This is a genomic window from Mesorhizobium sp. P2_E6 (assembly GCF_056403835.1).
This window is the reverse complement of sequence record NZ_JBFUEQ010000004.1, coordinates 209,255-229,154: the sequence shown is the minus strand read 5'-3', so window position 1 is coordinate 229,154 and position 19,900 is coordinate 209,255. Positions and strand designations below refer to the sequence as shown.

Here is a 19,900-nt window from a genome sequence, read left to right as displayed (position 1 = left end):
CCTCCGCTGTCGCTCCGGGCGTTCGTTGTTCGGAAAGCCAAGCAATTGGCTTTCCGTCCGCTTTGCGGACCACACCTCACCCCTTCCGCTTCTCCACCTCCGCCTTCCTCAGCAAGAACCGCTGGATCTTGCCGCTCGGCGTCTTCGGCAATTCGGTGACGAAGTCGATTTCGCGCGGATAGGCGTGGGCCGAGAGCCGCTTGCGGACGTGCTGTGCCAGTTCCTCGGCCAGTTCCGGGCTGCCGCGAAACGAAGATGCCAGGATGACGAAGGCCTTGACGATCTCGGTGCGCTGCGGGTCGGGCACGCCGACAACCGCTGCCTCGTTGACCGCCGGGTGTTCAATGAGCGCGCTTTCGACGTCGAACGGGCCGATGCGATAGCCCGACGAGGTGATGACGTCGTCGGCGCGGCCGATGAAGCTGATCGAGCCGTCGGGCTCGAACTCGACCGTGTCGCCGCTGCGGTAGTAGCCGTCCGAAATCGCCGGTGTTTCCGCCTGGTGGTAGCCGTCGAACCAGCGCAGCGGCGAGTTGGCGATGTCGACGGCGAGGATGCCGGGCTGGTTGGGGCCGAGCTCCTGGCCGGCCTCGTCCAGCACGACGATGCGGTAGCCCGGCATGGCAAAGCCGGCCGAGCCCGGGCGCACCGGGTGCGACAGGCCGTGATGGTTGTTGACCAACATGCCGTTTTCGGTCTGGCCGTAATGGTCATGGATCGGCACGCCGAGATGGGCGTCGAACCAGCGGATGACTTCCGGGTTGAGCGGCTCGCCGGCACTGCTCACCACGCGCAGCCGGCCCTTGATGCGGGCGGCGGGCGCCGCGCCTTCGGCCAGCAGCAGGCGGAAGGCGGTCGGCGAACCGGCGAGGCTGGTGATGCCGAGGCGCTCGATGATGTCGTAGGTGCTGTTGGCGGTGAAGGCGCCCTCGTTGAAGGTGGTGGCGATGCCGAGCAGCAAGGGGCCGGTGATGGCGTAATACAGGCCGTAGGCCCAGCCGGGATCGGCGATGTTCCAGAAGACGTCGTCGGGCCGCAAACCGATCGCATCGCGCATATAGGTGCCGAAGGCCAGCAGCGCGCGCAGCGGCACCGGCACGCCCTTGGGCAGGCCTGTCGTGCCCGAGGTCGACATCATCATGAACAGGTCGTCGCCTTTGCGCATGACCAGCTCGCAGGACGTCGAGGCGGCGGCAAACGCGGCGCGGAAATCGATGTCGCCCGCCGGCAAGGTCTCGCCAGGGGCAAGGATGGTCGCCACGCGGGGGCAATCCTCCACCTCGTCCAGCTTGCCACGATTGGCGGTGTTGGTGACGACGAGTTTTGCGCCGCTGGTCTTCAGTCGGTGCTCGATGGCTTTCGGGCCGAAGGCCGTGAACAGAGGCTGGTAGACCGCGCCGATGCGCCAGGTGCCGAGGATAAGCGCGACCAGTTCGGGAATACGCGGCAGCATGCCGGCGACGACGTCACCGGGGCCGACGCCGGCCACCTTCAGCATATTGCCGACGCGCGCCGACATATCGCGAAGATCATCGAAGCTGAATTCCCGCAGCTCGCCTTTGGCGGAGACCGCGCGCAGCGCCAGCCGGTTTTGCCCGGCGTGGCGATCGCAGCATTCGACGCAGGCATTGATGCCGGTCGACGGGTCGCCATGAAGGCGCGCGACTTCATCCTCGATACGAAAGCGCTGAACGGCATCCGCGTAGCGCGGCAAGCCGGCCGAAGCTCCAACCATCGCAGCATCCCTCCGTGGTGGCGTCCTCGTGGACCATCGTCATTGCCGACAGGATAGCCAAGATCACACCCATGGTCGATGAGGTGATCGCCGCGAGGCTTGATGCAACGGGGCAGGGGCTCGCCTTCCCGCTTCGGGCGCCAGGATCGCGCCGAGGGGTATCCGGCCCCCGAGTGCTCTTCATCCTCTGGCCCTAGAGGCCGAACCAGCGCGAGCGGCGGCTCGATCCAAAAGTCTCCTTGTCAGCGCGCAGCGCCACCGAGGGCTCGTAGTAGGTGCCCGTTGGTGCTGGGCCTGAGAAGAAATCGACCTCGACCTTGCCGATGCGGCCGCCGCCGAACTCGATATAGCAGGTGCCGAAGCCGTCATAGAGCGCGCCGCTGCCGCTCTGGCGCAGTTTTGCGATGAGCCCGGTGGCAACGGCGCGCGCCGCACCCTCGGCGAACACGCCGGCCTTGGGCGTGCCGGTGTTGGCGCCGTCGCCTACGGCATAGACATTCTCGTATCTTGTTTCGAGCGTACGCGGATTGACCGGGATCCAGCCGTTCTCGGCCATGCCGCTTTCCAGCACCACTGGCGGCACGCGATGCTTGGGAACACCGAGGAAGAGATCGAACGGCATTTCCGTGCCGTCGTCGAGCACCGCCACATTGCGGGCATTGTCGACGGAGGCGACGCGCCTGCCGGGGACGAACTTGATGTCGCGTTCGGCAAAGGCCGCCAGCAGCGCTCGCGAGGTGTCGGGCGAGGGTGGTACCGGGCTGCCCAGCGGCAGCACCAGGGCGATCTCGCAGGCCTCGCGCACGCCCTGCCTGACCAGATAGTCGTGCAGCATCAGCACACATTCGCTGGGCGCCGGTGGGCACTTGTAGGGCGCCCCGCAGACGCCGACCATCGCCTTGCCTTTTCTGAAGGTAGGCAGCATGTCGCGCAGCCGCTCCGCTCCCGCCACGGTGTAGAACTCGTTGGTTCCCGAGAGCCCTGGCGTGCCGTCGAAATCATATTCGGCACCCAGCGCGACGACGAGGTGGTCGGCGTCGAACACGCCGTCATTGGTGGTCACCCGGCGCCTTTCGGGATCGATCGAGGTTATCGTGCGCTTCAGCATCCTGACGCCGGGCTTGGCGTAGCTTTTGTAGGGCAGGCGCACGGCCTGCGGCGTCTTCAGTCCGAACATTACGTCCAGCTTGGAAAAGCCGAACACGAAGGAATCGCTCTGATCGATCAGCGTCACCTCGATGCTGTCGCCCATCGCTTCGGAAAGCAGCGTCGTCAGTTCCAGGCCGCCGAAACCAGCTCCCAGCACGACGATGCGCGGTTTGCTTGCAGTGTTCATCTTTGTTCCCACCAAGGTTTCCCGGTTGATCGATCATTCCCGTCGTGGCGGCGGGACTTCCCGTGTCCTCGCCGCCAAAGTGTTGGCCGTCCAAGTCCAGGTAGGTTGGTCGATGTCAGGTCAGGACTGGCTGCGGCACGATCCGGATGTAGGGCTTCGGCTCCTTCCAACCCTGAGGGTAGAGTTGCTTCGCTTCGTCGTTCGACACCGATCCCGCGATGATGACGTCGTCGCCTGGCTTCCAGTTGACCGGCGTCGCCAGGCGGTGCTTGGCTGTCAGCTGCAAGGAGTCCACCACGCGCAGCACCTCGTCGAAGTTGCGGCCCGTCGTCATCGGGTAGGATATCACCAGCTTGATCTTCTTGTCCGGGCCGATGACATAGACGTTGCGCACCGTCTGGTTGTCGGCGGCGGTGCGTCCGTCGGCGCTGTTGCCGGCCGACGCCGGCAACATGTCGTAGAGCTGCGAGATGGCGAGCGTCGGGTCGCCAATCATCGGGAAGTTCGGCGCCATGCCCTGCGTCTCGGCGATGTCCTTGGCCCAGCCGGCGTGCTTCTCGACGGGGTCGACCGAGAGGCCGATGACCTTGACGCCGCGCTTGTCGAACTCGGGCTTGAGGCGCGCCATGTAGCCGAGTTCGGTCGTGCACACGGGCGTGTAGTCCTTGGGGTGGGAGAACAGGATGCCCCAGCCCTTGCCCAGCCATTCGTGGAAGCTGATCGTGCCTTCGGTGGTCTCGGCGGTGAAGTCGGGGGCGATGTCTGCGATACGGAGTGACATGGTTGCTTTCCTTTCCGGTTGGAATTCGATTGCGGGGGCAAATTAGGAAATCTATGTTCCGCGAGCGTTCCCCGACGCTCCCTGGTTGGTGACGGCTCTGGCGCCCCAGGGCTGGCTTTCCTGATGGTGCCTGTATGCGCGTTTCGATCCATCTGCTCGGCCGCTTCGCCGTCAGCGTCGATGGCCGCCCGATCCCGGCGGCCGACTGGCGGCGCGATCGCGCCTCGGCCCTGGTCAAGATGCTGGCGCTCAGGGCTGCCCACCGCATCCACCGCGAGCAGGCCATGGAAATTTTCTGGCCCGACGCCGATCCCGAGGCGGCCGGCGCCAATCTGCGCAAGGCCATTCATTTCGCGCGCCGCGCGCTTGGGGCCCACGACCTGATCGAGGTGAGCAACGACATCGTCTCGCTTGCCCCGCATGCCGAGCTCGAGATCGACACCGAAAGCTTCGAGGCCGCCGCCAAGGCGGCGCTGCGCGGCGGTGACCGGAGCGCCTATGAACGCGCGGCCGACCTGTATGGTGGCAGGCTTTTGCCGGACGATCTTTTCGTCGAGTGGCTCGACACACCGCGCGCGCAATCGCAGCAGCGCTACAGCGATCTTTTGCGCGCCGGCGGCCTATGGCAGCGCCTGATCGCGCTCGACCCCGCCGACGAGCAGGCCCAGTGCGCGCTGATGCAGGCGGCACTCGATGCCGGCAACCGTGTCGAGGCCATCCGCCAGTTCAACCAGCTGCGCGACAACCTGCACGCCGAACTCGGCGTTGGGCCGAGTGCGGCGACCATTGCCCTTTACGAGAAGGCGCTGGCCCTCTCCGGCGCCGCCACCGTCAACCCGTCGGAGCGCATCCGCACCTCGCTCGCCTGGGGCCTGGTGCATTTGCAAAGCGGCGAGTTCGACAAGGCAAGCGAGATCGCCAGGCACACCCGCGACCTGGCGCTCGGTGCCGACCTGCCGCGCGAAGTCGGCGAGGCGAGCGCGCTGCTCGGCATCGCCTCGATGATGCGGGCGCAGTGGCCGCAACTGTTCCGCTCAGAATTCATCGAATGGGTTCGCGCCAAACCGGCCTTCGTGCAGCATGTCTTCGATGGCCACCTTTGCCTATGCGAATTCTGCCTCTGCAGCGCCTCGGGCCATGCCGAAGTCGCAGGCCTTGCCCGCGAACTGCTCACCGTGGCCGAGGAGGCCGGATCGAATGCCGGTCGCGGGCTTGCCTGCCTGCTTCTGGGCGAGGCGGCGCTGTTCTCGGGCGACCTCGACGAGGCCGAGCGCCACCTGATCGAGGCCGAGCGGCTGCTGCTTGAGGCGGACGCGGTGGCCGGCCGCGTGCTCGCCATAGAGCGGCTCGCCGAGATCGCGCTCGAGCGCGGCCAGAAATGGCGCGCCAGCCGGCTCATCCAACGCGGTCTCACCGACGCCGAACGCTCATGGCTATCCCCGCACCTGATCATGCGCATGCAGGCGCTGGCCGTGCGGGCGGCGGCGACACCCAAGATGGTGGCGCAGCAGATCCTCGCCGGCGACCGGCTGTTGACCCACGGCGCCTGCCAGCCCTGTTCGATGGCGCTGCGCACGGCCTCCGCGATCGCGCTTGCCGAGGCGGGCGAACTGGACCAGGTCGACCGCCGCCTGAACGACGCCGAGCGCATCGCCGGCATGTGGCATGGCGGCCCCTGGGCGGCTGCCCTTTGGGAAGCGCGCGGTGTGCAGCGGCGGGCGCAGAACCACGAGATCCGCGCGCTCGCCGCCTTCGACGAGGCGGCCTCGCGCTATCAGGAACTTGGCCGCCCGCGCGATCAGGCCCGCTGCCTTGCCCGCATGGGTTCCGAGGGTTGACGGCAAGGAATCGGTTCCTCGTCCTATGACGGATGGCGCGTGGGCTGGTCTCACCCGCGCGGGCCTGTATGATCGCAACGGGAATGCCTGGGAGGAGGCTCGCTCATGCGGCTGGATCAGAATCTCCGTTATTGGAGGACTTGGGCACTCATCGCCGCCATGGTGCTTTGGCCGCAGGCGGCGCCGGCCGACGGCATCACGCCCGAGCGGATCACGGCTGCCCTACCCAAGCTTGAAGCGCTTGCCGAAGCCGCCGTCGCGGACGGTGCCGTACCCGGTCTCGCCATCGCCGTCGTGCACGATGACCAGGTGATCTTCCTTAGGGGTTTCGGCCATCGCGAGGCAGGCAAGCCCGAGGCCGTCGACGCCGACACCGTGTTCCAGATCGCATCGCTTTCCAAGCCGGTCTCCGCCACCGTCGTGGCGGCGCTGGTCAGCGACGGGATCGTGTCCTGGGATTCGAAGATCGCCGACCTCGATCCGGCCTTCCGGCTGGCCGATCCCTATCCAACCAGCCAACTCACCGTCCGCGACCTGTTTTCGCACCGCAGCGGACTGCCCGGGACCGCCGGAGACGACCTCGAGGACATTGGCTACGACCGCGCCGAAATCCTGCATCGCCTGCGGTTCGTCCCGCCATCGTCGAGCTTTCGCGCCGGGTATTCCTACAGCAATTTCGGATTGACGGAGGGTGCCGTGGCGGCCGCGACGCCGACAGGCAAGCCCTGGGAGGAGGTCGCCGAGGAGAAGCTCTACCGTCCGCTTGGCATGGCCTCGACCAGTTCGCGCCATTCGGACTTCGTCAAGCACACGAACCGCGCCGCGCTTCATGTCAAGGTCGATGGCGCCTGGGCCGCGAAGATAGAGCGCGATCCGGATGCGCAGGCGCCCGCCGGCGGCGTCAGTTCCACCGCACGTGACCTCTCGCAATGGGTGCGCCTCATCATCGGCAACGGCGTCTACGCCGGCAAGACACTGATTGCCGCCGATGCGCTGGACCAGACGCATGTTCCGCTGATGGCGCGCGGCAACAATCCCGTCTCTGGAGGTGCCTCGTTCTACGGCCTCGGCTGGAATGTCGAATTCGGCCGGCACGGCCTGAGCTGGGGCCACGCCGGCGCCTTCAGCGTCGGCGCGCGCACCCTGGTGACAGTCTTCCCGAAGGAGAAGCTTGGCATCGTCATCATCACCAACGCCTTTCCGACAGGACTGCCGGAGGGATTGTCCGACAGCTTCGCCGATCTCGTCTTCGACGGCACGGTCGAGAAGGACTGGGTGAAGGCGTGGGACGATATCTATGCAGGCCTGTTCGGCCCGGCGGTGGCGGCAGCCAAGGCCACCTATGCAGCGCCACCTTCCCCGGCGAGGCCGGCCGGACCGGCCAGCGCCTATGCCGGCCGCTACGCCAACGACTTCATTGGCGACGCAATCGTATCGAAAGCGGGAGACGACCTCGTGCTGAGGGTAGGCCCGGCTGCAGCCCGGTCCTATTCATTGACCCATTTCGACGGCGACATTTTCCTGACCTTTCCAGATGCCGAGACCCCGGACAGACCAACCGGCGTGAGCTTCGTCGTCGGCCCGGACGGCAAGGCGTCGGCCATGACCATAGGCTTCCTCGACGACAATCATCTCGGCACGCTGCGGCGCGTGGGCGACTGACCGTCAAATCGAACAGTGCCGGCGGCAGCTCAAGGCGACGGGCCGTACTGGAGCAGTTTGAAGCAATCGCCGTTGCCCGACTTCGCCTGCATCAGGAACGGTTTCGACCGGTCTATCCATTCCTGATGCGACCTCGCATCGGCTTCGATCGCATCGACCGGTGCAAGGCCAACGAAGCTGCGCCCGTGGCTGAAGAGCCAGCACGCACGGCCGAGAAACCTCCTGCTGCGCTGGCGCAGGAGATCGGCATCGTAGAAGACGTCAAGCACCTCGTGCTTGATCTTGCGCCCCGTTTCAGGATTGGCGATCGCAAGCTCGACCGGCTGGCCGCCGATCGCATCCTGCAGGTCCTTGTAGTCGAGGGCGAGCTGGGTGGTGGCATATTTGATCTCGCTCTCGTCACGCACGATGTCGAACCACAGCGTGGGGTCGAGCTCGTTGACGACGAACGACGATTCGAAATCGCGTGACAGGTTGAGGACGTCGAAGTCCCGGACGTCGATGTCGCGCTCGACCAGCGCGATCTCGCCGACCTGCTTGCCGAGCTGCGCCCCCTGCGCTCCGATCGCGGCGTTGGTTCCACCAAGTTCGGGGCTGACGTAGGCCCCGCCTTCATCCAGCAGAGCGTCGAATTGGCCAAGCGATCCGACGATGGGGGCGCCGTGGGCGATGCGTGCCGCCAGCTTGGCCAGAACCTGCTGGAGTTCCGCTTCGCGTCTGCGCTGGTCTTGGTAGTTCTGCTGGAAAAAGAAGATGAACAGCGACACGCCGATGCCGATCAGGATCACGCCCAGCTGCGAAAAGATGTTGCGATAGTATTCCAGCAGCTTTTCGCGGTGGCGCACGTCGTCGCGCACGCTGTGGGCGACGCGCAGATTGACGATCAGCGACAGGATCAGCAGGCCGGCGCCAACCAGGATGAGGCCGCCGATGAGCAGGTAGCCATGGCCCGTATTGAAGTCCATCTGTTTTCCCTGAAACCCCCGGGCTGCGCAGAATACTGCGCAGAATAGTTCTATTTTGCTTAAATACCTATGGGCTCGCGTCGACGGGCCTGCGGCATGCAGGTGGTTGACCCGCCTGGCCATCCGGCCGATAGCTCCGCCAGAAATTGCCCCCGAGATATCAGATGACTTCAGACGCCAACTTTTCCGATGCAATCGAGCGCTTCGACACCTCCGACGCCATTTGGCAGACCGACGTCCGCGCCGGCGTGCGCCATGTGCGCGATCTCGCGCCCCTGCCGCTGTCGCCGGGCGAGCGCGCGGCGGCGCAAGCCGCCGCCGCGAACCACAAGGTGCGCATCCCGAAAACCTATCTCGACCTGATCGACTGGAACGACCCCGCCGATCCGATCCGGGCGCAGGTCATCCCGTCGCCGGACGAACTCGTGGAGCAGGAGGGCGAGCTCGACGATCCGATCGCCGACCACGCGTTCAGCCCGGTGCCGCGGCTGACGCATCGCCATGCCGACCGCGTGCTGTTGTTCCCGACCTATCAATGCGCGGTCTATTGCCGGTTCTGCTTTCGCAAGGAATCGCTGACCTCGATCGGCCGCGGCTATACGCGCGAGGCGCTGGAGCCGGCCTTGGCCTACATCGCCGATCACCCCGAAATCGGCGAGGTGATCCTGACCGGCGGCGATCCGCTGTCGCTGCCGGACAAGGCGCTGGCTGAAATCCGCGCCCGCATCGAGGCGATCGCGCATGTGCGTCTCTTACGTATCCACACGCGCGTGCCGGTGGCGCTGCCCTCGCGCATCACGTCGGGGCTGGTCACGGCCCTGCAGGGCCGGCTGATGGTCACGGTCGTCACCCATTTCAACCATCCCCGGGAGATCACCGAGGTCACCGAAGCTGCCTGCCGCACCTTGCGGCAAGCCGGCTTCGTGCTGCTCAACCAGAGCGTACTCTTGAAAGGCGTCAACGACACGGTCGAGGTGCTGGAGGAACTCTGCCGCGAGCTGATGTACCGGCTCGGCGTCAAACCCTACTACCTGCACCATGGCGACCTTGCGCGCGGCATGGCCCACCGCCGCACCACCATCGCGCAAGGCCAGGCGCTGGCCGCCGCGCTGCGCGCCCGCCTGTCGGGCATCTGCAACCCCGTCTATGTGCTCGACCTGCCGGAAGGCGGTGGCAAGGTGCCGATCGGGCCGTGTTATGTCGAGGCGCAGGACGGCACGGACTGGCGCATTCGCGGGCTGGATGGCGAGGTGAGGGGCTATGCGGAGCTTGTCGACGGACCCTAAGCTTGGGTTCCTCGCCCCAACGGAGCGGGGGAAAGGCGGCCGCGAAGCGGGCGAAGAGGAGGCGTCGTAGAGCTCTGCCTTCTCAAGAGCGCAATTTGCTTAGGTCAGCGCCATTCCCCTCCGGTTCGGCTTCGCCGAGCCACCTCTCCCCCATGACATGGGGGCGAGGAACCCAAGCCTTGTGGCCACTGAGCACTTGAATTCGATTATTTCATAAAAATCTTGTCGCACCGGGAATAAAGGCCCGCCCTGCCGGGTCTTCCCTTCAGCGAGGCCATTCGCCCGGCCCGCAACCCGAAGAAACGAAACAAGGACCTACGATAATGACCAAGCTCGCTCTCAGCGTGGCTGCCATGCTGCTTGCCTCGAGCGCTGCCTTTGCCGGCAGTGACCACGGCGCAAACAACGCCAATTCACCGGTCGCCTCCGTCGACACCAACGCCACCGCGTCGATCCCCTACATTGCACCTACAGACGGCGTCGACACCAAGGTCACGACCGGGCCGCGGCACGCGACGACGCAATCGAATGCGAGCGAACCAGGCCAAGGCATCTGGGGTCGTTGAGTTCGCCGGGGGTCAAGACCCGAATCCCAACAGTTCGGACCTCAACCGCATCGGGATGGCCTGGGGCTTGGCCCTCCATCATCCCTTCCGCACCCACCAACAGAGGAGACCACCATGTCCAGCATGACACGACGCACACTGCTTGGATCCGCCGCTGCCGCTGCCGCCTTCGGCCTTGCCGGCAAGCTTGAATTCACCCGACCGGCCTTTGCCGAAACGCCAGTGGAGCCGACAGTCGGCTTCTACAAATACAAGGTCGGCGACATCGAGATCACCGCCATCTACGATGGCATCTGGCGCAAGCCGCATGACCCGGCCTTCATCAAGGATGTTTCGGTCGACGATACCAAGGCAGCACTCGCCAAGGCGGGGCTGACCACAGACTTCATGCCCATCCCGCTCACCGTCGTCGTGCTCAAGATGAACGGCAAGCTGATCATGATGGATGCCGGGTCTGGTGTCGGCCAGTGGCAGACCAACGCCACCCACCTGCCGGCCAACATGGCTGCAGCCGGCATCGACTACAAGGCGATCGACACCATCATGATTTCGCATTTCCACCCCGACCATGTCTGGGGCCTGATGGAAAAGGGCACCAACGCGCCGGTTTTCCCGAATGCCGAGCTCATCGTCAACGCCACCGAATACAATTGGTGGACCGATCCCGGCCGGTTGGCAAAGCTGCCCGAGGGCCGCAAGCCGGCGGGCAAGCGCATCGCCGAAAACTTCCCCAAATGGAAAAACTGGAAGCTGGTCGAGGACGGCGCCGAGGTGGCGCCCGGCATCCATATCATCGCCGCGCCCGGGCATACGCCCGGCCACTCGGTCTACCTGGCCAACTCCGGCAACGAGCAGATCATGACCTCGGCCGACACCATGTATGTGCCCGCCCTTCTGGCGCCGCATCCAGAATGGCAGGGCAGCTACGACCAGGACGGGCCAACGGCGATCACTACGCGCCACAAGATCATCGACCGCGTGATTGCCGACAACATCCGCATCTCGGGCTCGCACTTTCCATTCCCTGGCACCGGCGTCTTCGTCAAGGACGGCAACGCCTACGGCTTCACTCCGGTCCAGATCTGAGGCCGTTTGGAAACTCCACTCTGGCGGCCATCTGAAGGCGTTTTCTGCGCTTCCGTTGCTCACGGACCGGACGTTCTGCTGCGCTGCGGTTCTCGAAACCACCATCAGCTGACTCGCCAGAGCGAATTTCGAACGTCTTCTCAACGCTAGCACTCAACCCAAGCGAGAAAGACAATGAAACATTCTGTTTTTGGCAAACATGCCCTGTTCGGCCTGCTCGGCGCCGTTGCGGTGCTGACCGTGGTTCCGGTCGCGACCATCATGCCCGCCTATGCCGTCGACGACATCGAGGGCGCTAACGCGCCTGACCTCACCGCCGTCAAGGCCAAGATCGAGGCCAAGGACTATACTGGCGCGCTGGCCCAGCTGCGCGACCTGGCGCAGGACACACAGCAGCCCGACGTCTACAATCTGCTCGGCTTCACGCTGCGCAAGACCGGCGACTACAAGACCGCTTTGACCTACTACACCAAGGCGCTGGAGCTGAAGCCCGACCACAAGGCCGCCCGCGAATATCTGGGCGAGCTCTATGTCGAGACCGGCGACATGGCCAAGGCCAACGAACAGCTGGCGTCGCTGGAAAAACTCTGTCCGGCCGGCTGCGAGGAACTGTCGGACCTGCAGAAGGCCATCGACACCAAGGTGACGAAGTAGGGCCCAGAGGGCTGTTCCTCGCTCCCACGAATGTGGGGAGAGGTGGCTCGGCGAAGCCGAGACGGAGAGGGGGCTTGGCGCCGCGCCATCCCTCTTAAGCACCATAGTTTGGGCGCTCGTGGCTGGCGCCCATTGCCGGAGCCGGCATCCCCTCCCTTGCGCTGGCTCCGGCCTTTTTCAATCAGACGCTTGGCAGCGCCATTGCGCCTGTCCGACCGGACGCGGCGCCTGCCTGTTAGAAAAATTGGAGCCCGACCATGACACCGACTGAACTTGCCGCGAAGCTGCACCTCCTCGCCACGAAGCTATACGCTGGGGATGTGACCCTCCTTGCCGGCCGCCTGCTGCTTTCCCTGCTCTTCCTGCATGAAGGCCTGACACTGGCCACCCATTTCGACGGCGCCGCCAAGGCGATAGCCGCGCTGGGCGTCAGCCTGCCGCTGTTTGTTGCCACGGTTGCGCTGCAATTGGGGGCAGGGCTCTCGGTCGGGCTGGGCCTTTTGACGCGCCTGGGCGCCATCGGTCTCGGCCTGTTCTGCCTGGCAACGGCGACACTCTTCCACACCAACTTCGCCAACCAGAACGAATTGCTGCATTTCGAAAAGGATCTCGCCATTGCCGGTGGCATGTTCGTGCTGGCCATATCAGGCGCCGGCAGGATTTCGCTGGACAGGGTGCTCACTGGTTTCGTGAAGCCCCGGCGTGGCGACAAAGACACCGTAGACGCGCTCATGGCGGCCTATCCCCAGCACGGCGAGACCAGCCTGCCGATCTGAAATTGCCATCACATTGCGCTCCCGGGCAGCGTTCTACGCGCTTCCCGGCCGCATTCAACGCAGAATTCCACGTTTGCGGTGGTTGGTACCACGCGCCGTCCCACGCCGGTGCAAACACCACGGCCCTATGAATTGGCCAACAGCGTACGAAGGACCAACACGACCGTACGCTGAAGCTGCCGCCGCAAATCCGTAGGCATCGCGGTTGGCTGGTTTCGCCCGAGAGCAATCAAGGGAAGGCCTCATGAACGCGGTGCGGGCGGCGCGTTGGGGCCAAATGTCAACTTTCAAAGATGGAGCTTGAAATGAAAAAGATCGTTTTGGCCATTGCCACGGTTTTGCTTGCCTCCGGCACGGCTTTTGCCGGCAGCGACAACTATGGCACGGACTACATCCCTGGCCCCGACGCCTATCCGAGCAGCAGCGTCTACCATTCGATGGGGTCCGATGGCGCCAATGCGCTCGACCTCGGCGGCACGAAGAGCATCGGCACCGCCAACAGCGCGCCGGCCCCGGGAGGAAGTGCGAACTCCGACATGTCAGCCGGCTATGGCCAGGGAATCTGGGGGCACTGACAACAAGGCCGGCCGGGAACGGCCGACATCCAGGCGGTGGGCTCGCCCGCGGCCTTGAATGACCTCGTGGTCTGGCCAGCGCTGCCCAGCGCCATCCCAGCAAAATGACCCACGATCACGCAGATTCTTTGGATCGTTCGGGTCGGCGCGGCGTTCTTCCCTGACGCAACGGAGGAATGATCATGGGCGACGAACGGCATGAGAAGATCCAGCAGCGCGCATACCAGATCTGGGAACGCGAAGGGGGCGGGGATCCCGAGCGGCACTGGCATCAGGCCGCGGCCGAGATCGATAGGGAGGCGGCGCTGCCGCTGACGGCAGGCGATGCGCTGCCGGAAACAGGCGAGATCGCCAGCTCCGACGTCCTGGCGGTGGAGGCGCTGGCGATGCGCACCGGCATATCGGGCGACGAGGCGCAGGAGCTGATCGACAGGCTGGGCCACGACCGAGCGGCGGTCGAGCAAGCCGCGCGCAACCTCGGGGGCAAGCGGCGGTCCTAGGGAGAGACGGATGATAAGGAAACTCAAGGACGGAAAATACCGCCTCTATTCACGCAAGAAGGACGAAAAGACCGGCAAGCGCCGCAACCTCGGCACGTTTGACACGCGTGAGGCGGCGGAGAAGCATGAACGCGGGGTGCAGTATTTCAAGCGGCACTGAGGGGTGGTGGGTCACGCCGTGACCCATTTCCACCATCCGCACGAGACTTAAACCGCCTCTTGGTCAACAAACGCCAAGACGACCACGCGCGGAGCAACGCAGTAAGCGAGGCTGACCTTGCGGCCCCCCTTGGTCGTCGCTCGGCCCGTGTAGAGGTCCACTTCTATATCCTCATAGCCAAGGACCTCGCGATCGAGCGGATAGACCGCCTTGTAGACCGCTTCCTTGGCGCAAAACAGCACGCGACCGGCAAGATGCGGGTCCGCGGCGTCTGTCCGGTCCGCACGGGTTGCGACCAGCGCGAAGATGTCATCGGGCAAGGGTTGGGCGGGCTCGACGTCGATGCCAAGGGAGCCGATGTCGGCAACAGGCGCAACCGCCGCTACGGCCATTTCGTCGTCATGGGCGAGCGAACCGGTTATCCCGCCGGGCCAGACCGGCGTGCCGGATGGCGCGCGCAGGATGGCGAAGTCGTTGACACCAACATCCGCCAGCAGTCCGTGTGCGATCCAGCGGGCCGCTCCGCTTGCGCGCCGCATGGCCGGCTGGCGCGCGAGGATGGAGCGTGCCTCCTCGGGCAGCAGGTGGGCCTCGTCTCCGTCTTGTATGACCCGGCATCCGATCCGGACACTTTTGGGCGCGATGGCGACCATCGCCTGCAGCAGGGATGTTTGCGCAAGCGCACTTTCAGGGGAGGGCGGCCGCGTCAACGATCATCCGCCGCGAAGGCGAGGTCGGCGATCATTTCTCCATCCTCGTCGAGCCTTTGTTCCACGAAACCGGCGGCACTGTAGAGCTGTCGTGCTGCTTCATTGCGGGGTTCGTAGCAGATTGAAACGTGCCTAATGTGGCCGAGCTTTCTGATTTCGTCCAGCACTTCACGCAACGCAGCCTTGCCGTAGCCTCTGCCCTGCCACGTGCGGTCGATCATGAAGCGGTAGATCCGCGCTTCGTCGTCATCCTGCGGCGCCTCGTACATCAGGAAGCCGACGACACGATCCCCAGCCATCACGACGCGGGGCTGCGCGTCCCTGTCAGACCTGGCTTCGTCCAGGGACTCCGCATTGCTGGCGACGAGATCCATCTGGTCGGGGGCCAGTTGCAGGGACATGACCAAGGCCTGGTTGGCCTTGGTCAGGGTGGCGAGAAGAATTTCTGCGGCCTTCAAGCCGATGCCCTGGAGCCATCGTCCGTGACCGGCTCCACGAACCGATGCAGCTTGGCCGGATTGCCCCGCCAGATGGAGTTGGGCTCCAGCTCTTCGCCCTTCATCACGAAGGAGTCGACGTCGACCATCGATCCCTCGCCCATCACGACGCCGTAATGGACGAATGCGGAAGGTCCAAGCGTGCAGCCCTTGCCGATGCGGATGTAGTCGGACTTGAACGCGCCTTCTTCCAGCGAATGGGCCTGGATGACGCAGCCTTCATTGAGCGTGACGTCATCGCCGATCTCGACCAGCGAACGCTCGGTCAGGTTGCTGCCGCCGTCATAGACCCGCTTGCCGACCTTGACGCCCAGCATGCGCAGGATCATCGGCCGGAACGGCGTGCCGGCAAACAGGCGCACGATCGGCGAATCCGCAAGCTTCCAGTGGCGTTCGTGGCGCCAGAAGGCGACGTCGTAGATCGTCGTCATCTGCGGCTTCAGCCTGCGAAAACCAAGGCTTGCCCGCTCGACAAGGATGTAGAACGGAATGGTGATCGCGGACGTCAAAAGCACGGCGACGAAGAGGGCGACCTCCGCCCATTCGGTATAGTAGTTCAGCGCGCGGTCCCAGATCGCCAGTGTGGCGAACAGCATGACCCATTGCGTTGCCACGAACAGCAGGATCGTCACCATATTGTGGCGGTTCTTCAGTGGGATGCGCCGGCGGCGGTCGTCCTCGTCGACACCCGCGATGAGTTCCTTGTCGCGGTTCACCATGCGCGGGATTTCAAAGGACGGCGAACCGAGAAGGCCGACATTCTCGCGCAGCGGCCCATCGATGGGGATCATCACCTTGGTGCCGAGCAGCACGTTGTCGCCCGTGCGTCCATCCGGCGGGTAATAGATGTTGTTGCCGAGATAGTTGCGCTCGCCTATCCGCGTCTGCTCGAGCCGGAATGCGGAGGCGGATTTGTGCATGTTGATCATGAAAAGTCCGTCCGACACCATGGTCTCGGTGCCGATCTCGCACAGGAGCGGGTTTTCGTGCTGCTGGTTGCTGCCGAAGTTGGAACCGGTCTGCACCACCTTGTTGAGGTTCCAGCCGATGGCGCGCATGTAGTGCACGATTGCCGAACTGTCGCCGAACAGGAGGCCGAGGACGCGGGAATTGCTCGAGAATTCGGCGACCGTCTGCAGCCAGTAACGGAAGCCGTAAAGCGTATAGGTGCGGCCGGGCTTCAGGATCAGGCTGAACAGGCGCGGCACCAGCGTTGCCGCGAGAAAGGCCACGGCGATGTAGCCAAAAAGCGTGACCGTGGTGCCGATCGCGACAATGCCGATGGTCTCCTGATAGTCGTCGCCGACGTTCTCCCAATAGCTGTGGAACAATAGCGGCAGCGGGGTGACGATGGCAAACAGGCCAATCAGCTGGACCGCTTCGAAGAGGAAGCGCCGGATGTTGGAAGGATCGACGTTGCGCACCTTGCAATAGTCCGCAGTGGTCGGCACGGCCGGCGATCCATGCCAGCGTTCGCCGTCGGGGATGCTTTGCCCGCGGTGCAGCGAGGACGAATGGCCGAGCTGGGCGCCGTCGCCGATGCTGGTGTCGATGTCGAGCGTCGAGCCCACCCCGACGAAGGCATCGCGGCCGATGGTCAACGGGCCGGTGTGGATGTAGCCGGACTGGGCCCTGAAGCCGAGGATCATCGATTCCTTGCGCAGGATGGTGTTGGCGCCGATCGAAATGAGGTCGGTGCAGACGGGCACCGATTTCGATTCGATGACGGCGTTCTTGCCAAGTTTGGTGCCGAGAAGCTGTAGATAGAAACTGTAGAGCGGGCTGCCCCGGAACAGCACGACGGGTGCGGTTCGGATCAATGTCTTGACGACCCAGAAGCGGTAGTAGCGCAGGCCCCAGATCGGAAACGCCTCGGCCTTCCAGCGGCCGATGAGGACCCATTTGGCGATGACGGCGAAGCCCGACATGCCGAAGAACACGGCGGCCGAAAGCGCCACGCAGCGCAAATAGAGCTGCAGCGGATTGTCGAGCGCGTCATACATCCAGTTGAGGCCGTCATTGAACGCCCACAGCGCCACATAGCTGTAGAGTCCGTAGAACAGGAGCTGCGCCGCGCCGCAGGTCCAGTAGGCAAAATTCGACGCCTTGCGGGTGAGAACGCGCTCATTGGTGGCCGTCGTCATCCCTTCCGCCACGCTTAGGTGTTTGGCGAGGCGCGCCACGGTCGGATAGAGATAGATGTCGCGCATCGACGTCGTCGCCCATTCCTTCCTGGTGCGCACGCGCGCGCAGAAATGGGCCATGAGCAGCGAATTGGCGCCGAGATCGTCGAAGAAATTGTCCTCGACGGACACCTCGTCGAATTTCAGCACCGCAGCCAGTGCGTCGGCCAGGAAACGCTCGTCGTCATTGCCGGGCGGCACCATCGCGCGATCGGCCGAAAGCCGAAGGCTTGTCGGTTTCGGCAGCTGGCGAAGGTCGACCTTGTTGGAGACCGTCATCGGGATCGCCGGCAGTTCCTCCAGGTAGGAGGGCACCATGTAGTCCGGCAGGCGTCGCTTCATCACCTGGGCGAGATCGGCGCGGGAAATCGCCGGCAGGCCTGGTTTTGGCGCGTAGTAGGCAACGAGTTCGACGCGACCGGGCTCGATCTCCCAGGTGGTGACGGCAGCCTGCGCGATCTCCGGCTGGTCCAGCAGCACCGCCTCGATCTCGCCGAGTTCGATGCGATAGCCGCGGATCTTCACCTGGGTGTCGATGCGCCCGTTATACTCGATCTCGCCCTTGTCGTTGATGCGGCCAAGGTCGCCCGTCCGGTAGATGCGCTGCGACGGGTTGTTGGGCAGGCCGAGGAAATCGGCGATGAATTTCTGGTGCGTCAGATCCGGCCGGTTGAGATAGCCGACCGCAAGCCCGATGCCGGCGATGCCGATCTCACCCAGTTCACCAGGCTCCGCAAGCTGCGGCAGCGAAGCGTCGAGAATGACGATCGAGTAGGTCGGCAACGGCGCGCCGATCGTCACCGGACTGTCGGGCGTCAGCGCGCCCATGGTTGCGGTGACGGTGGCTTCGGTCGGGCCATAGGTGTTGAGAATCTGCCGCCCCGGCTTCGACCAGCGCACCACCAGATTGTGCGGGCAGGCCTCGCCGCCCACCAGCAGTGTGCGCAGGCTGGGCACGTCGCTCGCCATCGACGACAACAGGGTCGGGCTGCAGGCCATGGAGGTGATGTCATGGAGCCGCAGGAAATCCGCCAGTTCCTCGCCGACGAGAGGCATCTGGCCTGGCGCCGGCACGACCGTCGCGCCGGCGACAAACGGCACCCAGATCTCTTCGGAGGAAAAGTCGAAGGCGATGGTCATGCCCTGGTAGACACGATCGCCCGGCCGGTATCCGTAGGATGCGGCGGCGACGCGGATGAAGTTGACGAAGCTCTGGTGCTTGATGACCACGCCCTTGGGCTTGCCGGTGGTGCCAGAGGTGTAGAGGATGTAGCAGGTGTCGTCCGATACAGCGGTCCTCGCATCCGGCTTCAGCGGCGCGCTCGACTGTTTGGAGATCTCGGTGGCGGCGCTGTCGATCAGCAGGTGGGGAACGGGCAGTTGATCGGCTCGCGACGCGTAGGCGGCGATGGTGACGATCAGGCTGACGCTGGCGTCTTCGATGATGAGCGTCATCCGCTCCTGAGGAAACGCGGTGGCCAGCGGCACGAAGGCCGCGCCTGCCTTCATAACCGCCAGCACGGCAACATAGGTCTCCGCCGACCGGTCGAGAATGAGCCCAACCCGGTCACCCCTTCGCACGCCTCGCTTGACCAGCAGGCGGGCGAACTGGTTGGCACGGTTGTCCAGCTCCTGATACGTCCAGACCCGCCCGTCGGAGATCACCGCCGGCAACGCGGCAAATGTCTCGGCGAGCTCTTCGAAGACGGTATCGAGCCGCTCACCGGGTTGCCCCTGCCGGGCAAAGTCGGCGCCCGTCAGGATCTGGCCGCGTGCGCGCCTTCCGGAGCCGTGAGTGGCCTCCACGAGCGCATCGACGATTGCCAGGCCAGTTTCCGGCTGGCTGTCCGGTCTTGCCGCGTCCAGTTCGGCGATATCGAAACCTTGGTCCATTTGCATACTTTCCCGTCTTGGCCGGGCAACGCCCAGCGCGGCCAATTTCCGGCCGCCGCGGGATGGTTATGCCATCCGATCTTTTCGCCAGTTTTTCCGAACTGTTGAATATTGTTTCTGGATTGTGTCTGGGCGCTCTTCTTGCCCTCCGCCTCAGGGCTCCGAACTCAGGTCAACAAAGGCCTGACGACGGCCAGTCCGGCGGTGTCGGCGGCTTTTGCGCCGGGGGCTTTCGATAGGAATTTATTCTTGACATGGTGAGGGCAGCTATGCTATGCATTCGTCCATGGTGCTGATTTGCGCCAATGACCCGCCGCACAGGCGGGTTTTTGCGTTTGATGCTTCGTCAACCAATGCGCCGGCGCCCGAAGGAACCCGCTTGGATTTGTTGCGCTGCTCTCCCTTGTTGGTCCTTGGGGGAGGGTGAAGCCTCCGCCGTCGAGCTCCACGGCGCCCCCCTCTGGCCTGCCGGCCATCTCCCCCACTTGTGGGGAGATTGGCAGCTTCGGCGCCGGCGTTTAGCGAAAGCGGAAGTACCGGCCAATCTCCCTTCTTGCGGGGGTTGAGAAGTGGTCCGCGAAGCGGACGGAAAGCCAATTGCTTGGCTTTCCGAACGACGAACGCCCGGCAGGGCAGAGGGGGGCGCCGTAGGGCGCCACCTTCGCGAAGCGGCCGAGGAGCACGAGCGCGAGGTGCA

17 protein-coding genes are annotated in these 19,900 nt (G+C 64.5%); 10 read left to right on the top strand and 7 right to left on the bottom strand.

From position 1 onward, the window contains the following. Positions 1–76: 76 nt before the first annotated feature. The 3 genes from AC1D08_RS11790 to AC1D08_RS11780 all read right to left on the bottom strand — a co-directional run bounded on the left by AC1D08_RS11790 (position 77) and on the right by AC1D08_RS11780 (position 3,852). Positions 77–1,735 carry an acyl-CoA synthetase gene (locus tag AC1D08_RS11790; protein WP_457150297.1) on the bottom strand — a complete coding sequence of 553 codons (1,659 nt, stop codon included), beginning with the start codon at positions 1,733–1,735 and terminating at the stop codon, positions 77–79. Positions 1,736–1,928: 193 nt separating this feature from the next. Beyond that, on the bottom strand, positions 1,929–3,071 hold the full coding sequence (locus tag AC1D08_RS11785) for an NAD(P)/FAD-dependent oxidoreductase (RefSeq protein WP_457150298.1): 1,143 nt from the start codon (positions 3,069–3,071) through the stop codon (positions 1,929–1,931). A gap of 115 nt (positions 3,072–3,186) precedes the next feature. Beyond that, on the bottom strand, positions 3,187–3,852 hold the full coding sequence (locus AC1D08_RS11780; RefSeq protein ID WP_095091235.1) for a peroxiredoxin: 666 nt from the start codon (positions 3,850–3,852) through the stop codon (positions 3,187–3,189). A gap of 134 nt (positions 3,853–3,986) precedes the next feature. Here AC1D08_RS11780 and AC1D08_RS11775 point away from each other — a divergent pair, with 134 nt between their 5' ends. Then, a complete protein-coding gene (locus tag AC1D08_RS11775; RefSeq protein ID WP_477423157.1) occupies positions 3,987–5,690 on the top strand; it encodes a BTAD domain-containing putative transcriptional regulator in 1,704 nt (567 codons plus the stop codon). A gap of 105 nt (positions 5,691–5,795) precedes the next feature. Next, positions 5,796–7,352 (top strand): serine hydrolase, encoded by a 1,557-nt coding sequence (locus tag AC1D08_RS11770; protein ID WP_457150301.1) that lies wholly within the window; start codon positions 5,796–5,798, stop codon positions 7,350–7,352. A gap of 29 nt (positions 7,353–7,381) precedes the next feature. On the opposite strand, the gene AC1D08_RS11765 is transcribed toward AC1D08_RS11770, so the two are convergent. Beyond that, the gene (locus AC1D08_RS11765) at positions 7,382–8,317 is read right to left on the bottom strand and encodes a hypothetical protein (protein WP_457150315.1); all 936 of its coding nucleotides are present in this window, start codon (positions 8,315–8,317) and stop codon (positions 7,382–7,384) included. Between the two features lie 164 nt (positions 8,318–8,481). Here AC1D08_RS11765 and AC1D08_RS11760 point away from each other — a divergent pair, with 164 nt between their 5' ends. From AC1D08_RS11760 to AC1D08_RS11725, 8 genes are all read left to right on the top strand, one after another. Continuing rightward, on the top strand, positions 8,482–9,603 hold the full coding sequence (locus tag AC1D08_RS11760) for a KamA family radical SAM protein (RefSeq protein WP_457150302.1): 1,122 nt from the start codon (positions 8,482–8,484) through the stop codon (positions 9,601–9,603). 323 nt (positions 9,604–9,926) lie between these two features. Beyond that, positions 9,927–10,169: a DUF680 domain-containing protein gene (locus AC1D08_RS11755; protein ID WP_457150303.1), complete on the top strand. Its 243-nt coding sequence runs from the start codon at positions 9,927–9,929 to the stop codon at positions 10,167–10,169. A 114-nt stretch (positions 10,170–10,283) separates the two neighbouring features. Next, positions 10,284–11,255, top strand: coding sequence for an MBL fold metallo-hydrolase (locus tag AC1D08_RS11750; RefSeq protein ID WP_457150304.1), 972 nt, complete (start codon positions 10,284–10,286; stop codon positions 11,253–11,255). A 174-nt stretch (positions 11,256–11,429) separates the two neighbouring features. Then, positions 11,430–11,909, top strand: coding sequence for a tetratricopeptide repeat protein (locus tag AC1D08_RS11745; RefSeq protein ID WP_457150305.1), 480 nt, complete (start codon positions 11,430–11,432; stop codon positions 11,907–11,909). 257 nt (positions 11,910–12,166) lie between these two features. After that, positions 12,167–12,685 carry a DoxX family protein gene (locus AC1D08_RS11740; RefSeq protein ID WP_457150306.1) on the top strand — a complete coding sequence of 173 codons (519 nt, stop codon included), beginning with the start codon at positions 12,167–12,169 and terminating at the stop codon, positions 12,683–12,685. Positions 12,686–12,990: 305 nt separating this feature from the next. Then, the gene (locus AC1D08_RS11735; RefSeq protein WP_457150307.1) at positions 12,991–13,260 is read left to right on the top strand and encodes a vWA domain-containing protein; all 270 of its coding nucleotides are present in this window, start codon (positions 12,991–12,993) and stop codon (positions 13,258–13,260) included. 182 nt (positions 13,261–13,442) lie between these two features. Next, a complete protein-coding gene (locus AC1D08_RS11730) occupies positions 13,443–13,760 on the top strand; it encodes a DUF2934 domain-containing protein (RefSeq protein WP_457150308.1) in 318 nt (105 codons plus the stop codon). 10 nt (positions 13,761–13,770) lie between these two features. Further along, positions 13,771–13,920 carry a hypothetical protein gene (locus AC1D08_RS11725; RefSeq protein WP_457150309.1) on the top strand — a complete coding sequence of 50 codons (150 nt, stop codon included), beginning with the start codon at positions 13,771–13,773 and terminating at the stop codon, positions 13,918–13,920. A gap of 47 nt (positions 13,921–13,967) precedes the next feature. On the opposite strand, the gene AC1D08_RS11720 is transcribed toward AC1D08_RS11725, so the two are convergent. The 3 genes from AC1D08_RS11720 to AC1D08_RS11710 are packed head-to-tail and all read right to left on the bottom strand — an operon-like array spanning position 13,968 to position 19,209. Further along, the gene (locus tag AC1D08_RS11720; protein WP_457150310.1) at positions 13,968–14,630 is read right to left on the bottom strand and encodes a 4'-phosphopantetheinyl transferase family protein; all 663 of its coding nucleotides are present in this window, start codon (positions 14,628–14,630) and stop codon (positions 13,968–13,970) included. After that, entirely contained in the window at positions 14,627–15,088 is a 462-nt protein-coding gene (locus tag AC1D08_RS11715; protein WP_457150311.1) for a GNAT family N-acetyltransferase, read from the bottom strand. Before AC1D08_RS11715 ends, AC1D08_RS11720 begins: the two co-directional genes overlap by 4 nt. Beyond that, positions 15,085–19,209, bottom strand: a complete 4,125-nt coding sequence (locus tag AC1D08_RS11710) for a Pls/PosA family non-ribosomal peptide synthetase (RefSeq protein ID WP_477423155.1) — start codon at positions 19,207–19,209, stop codon at positions 15,085–15,087. The genes AC1D08_RS11715 and AC1D08_RS11710 overlap by 4 nt, the downstream gene beginning before the upstream one ends. Positions 19,210–19,900: the final 691 nt, after the last annotated feature.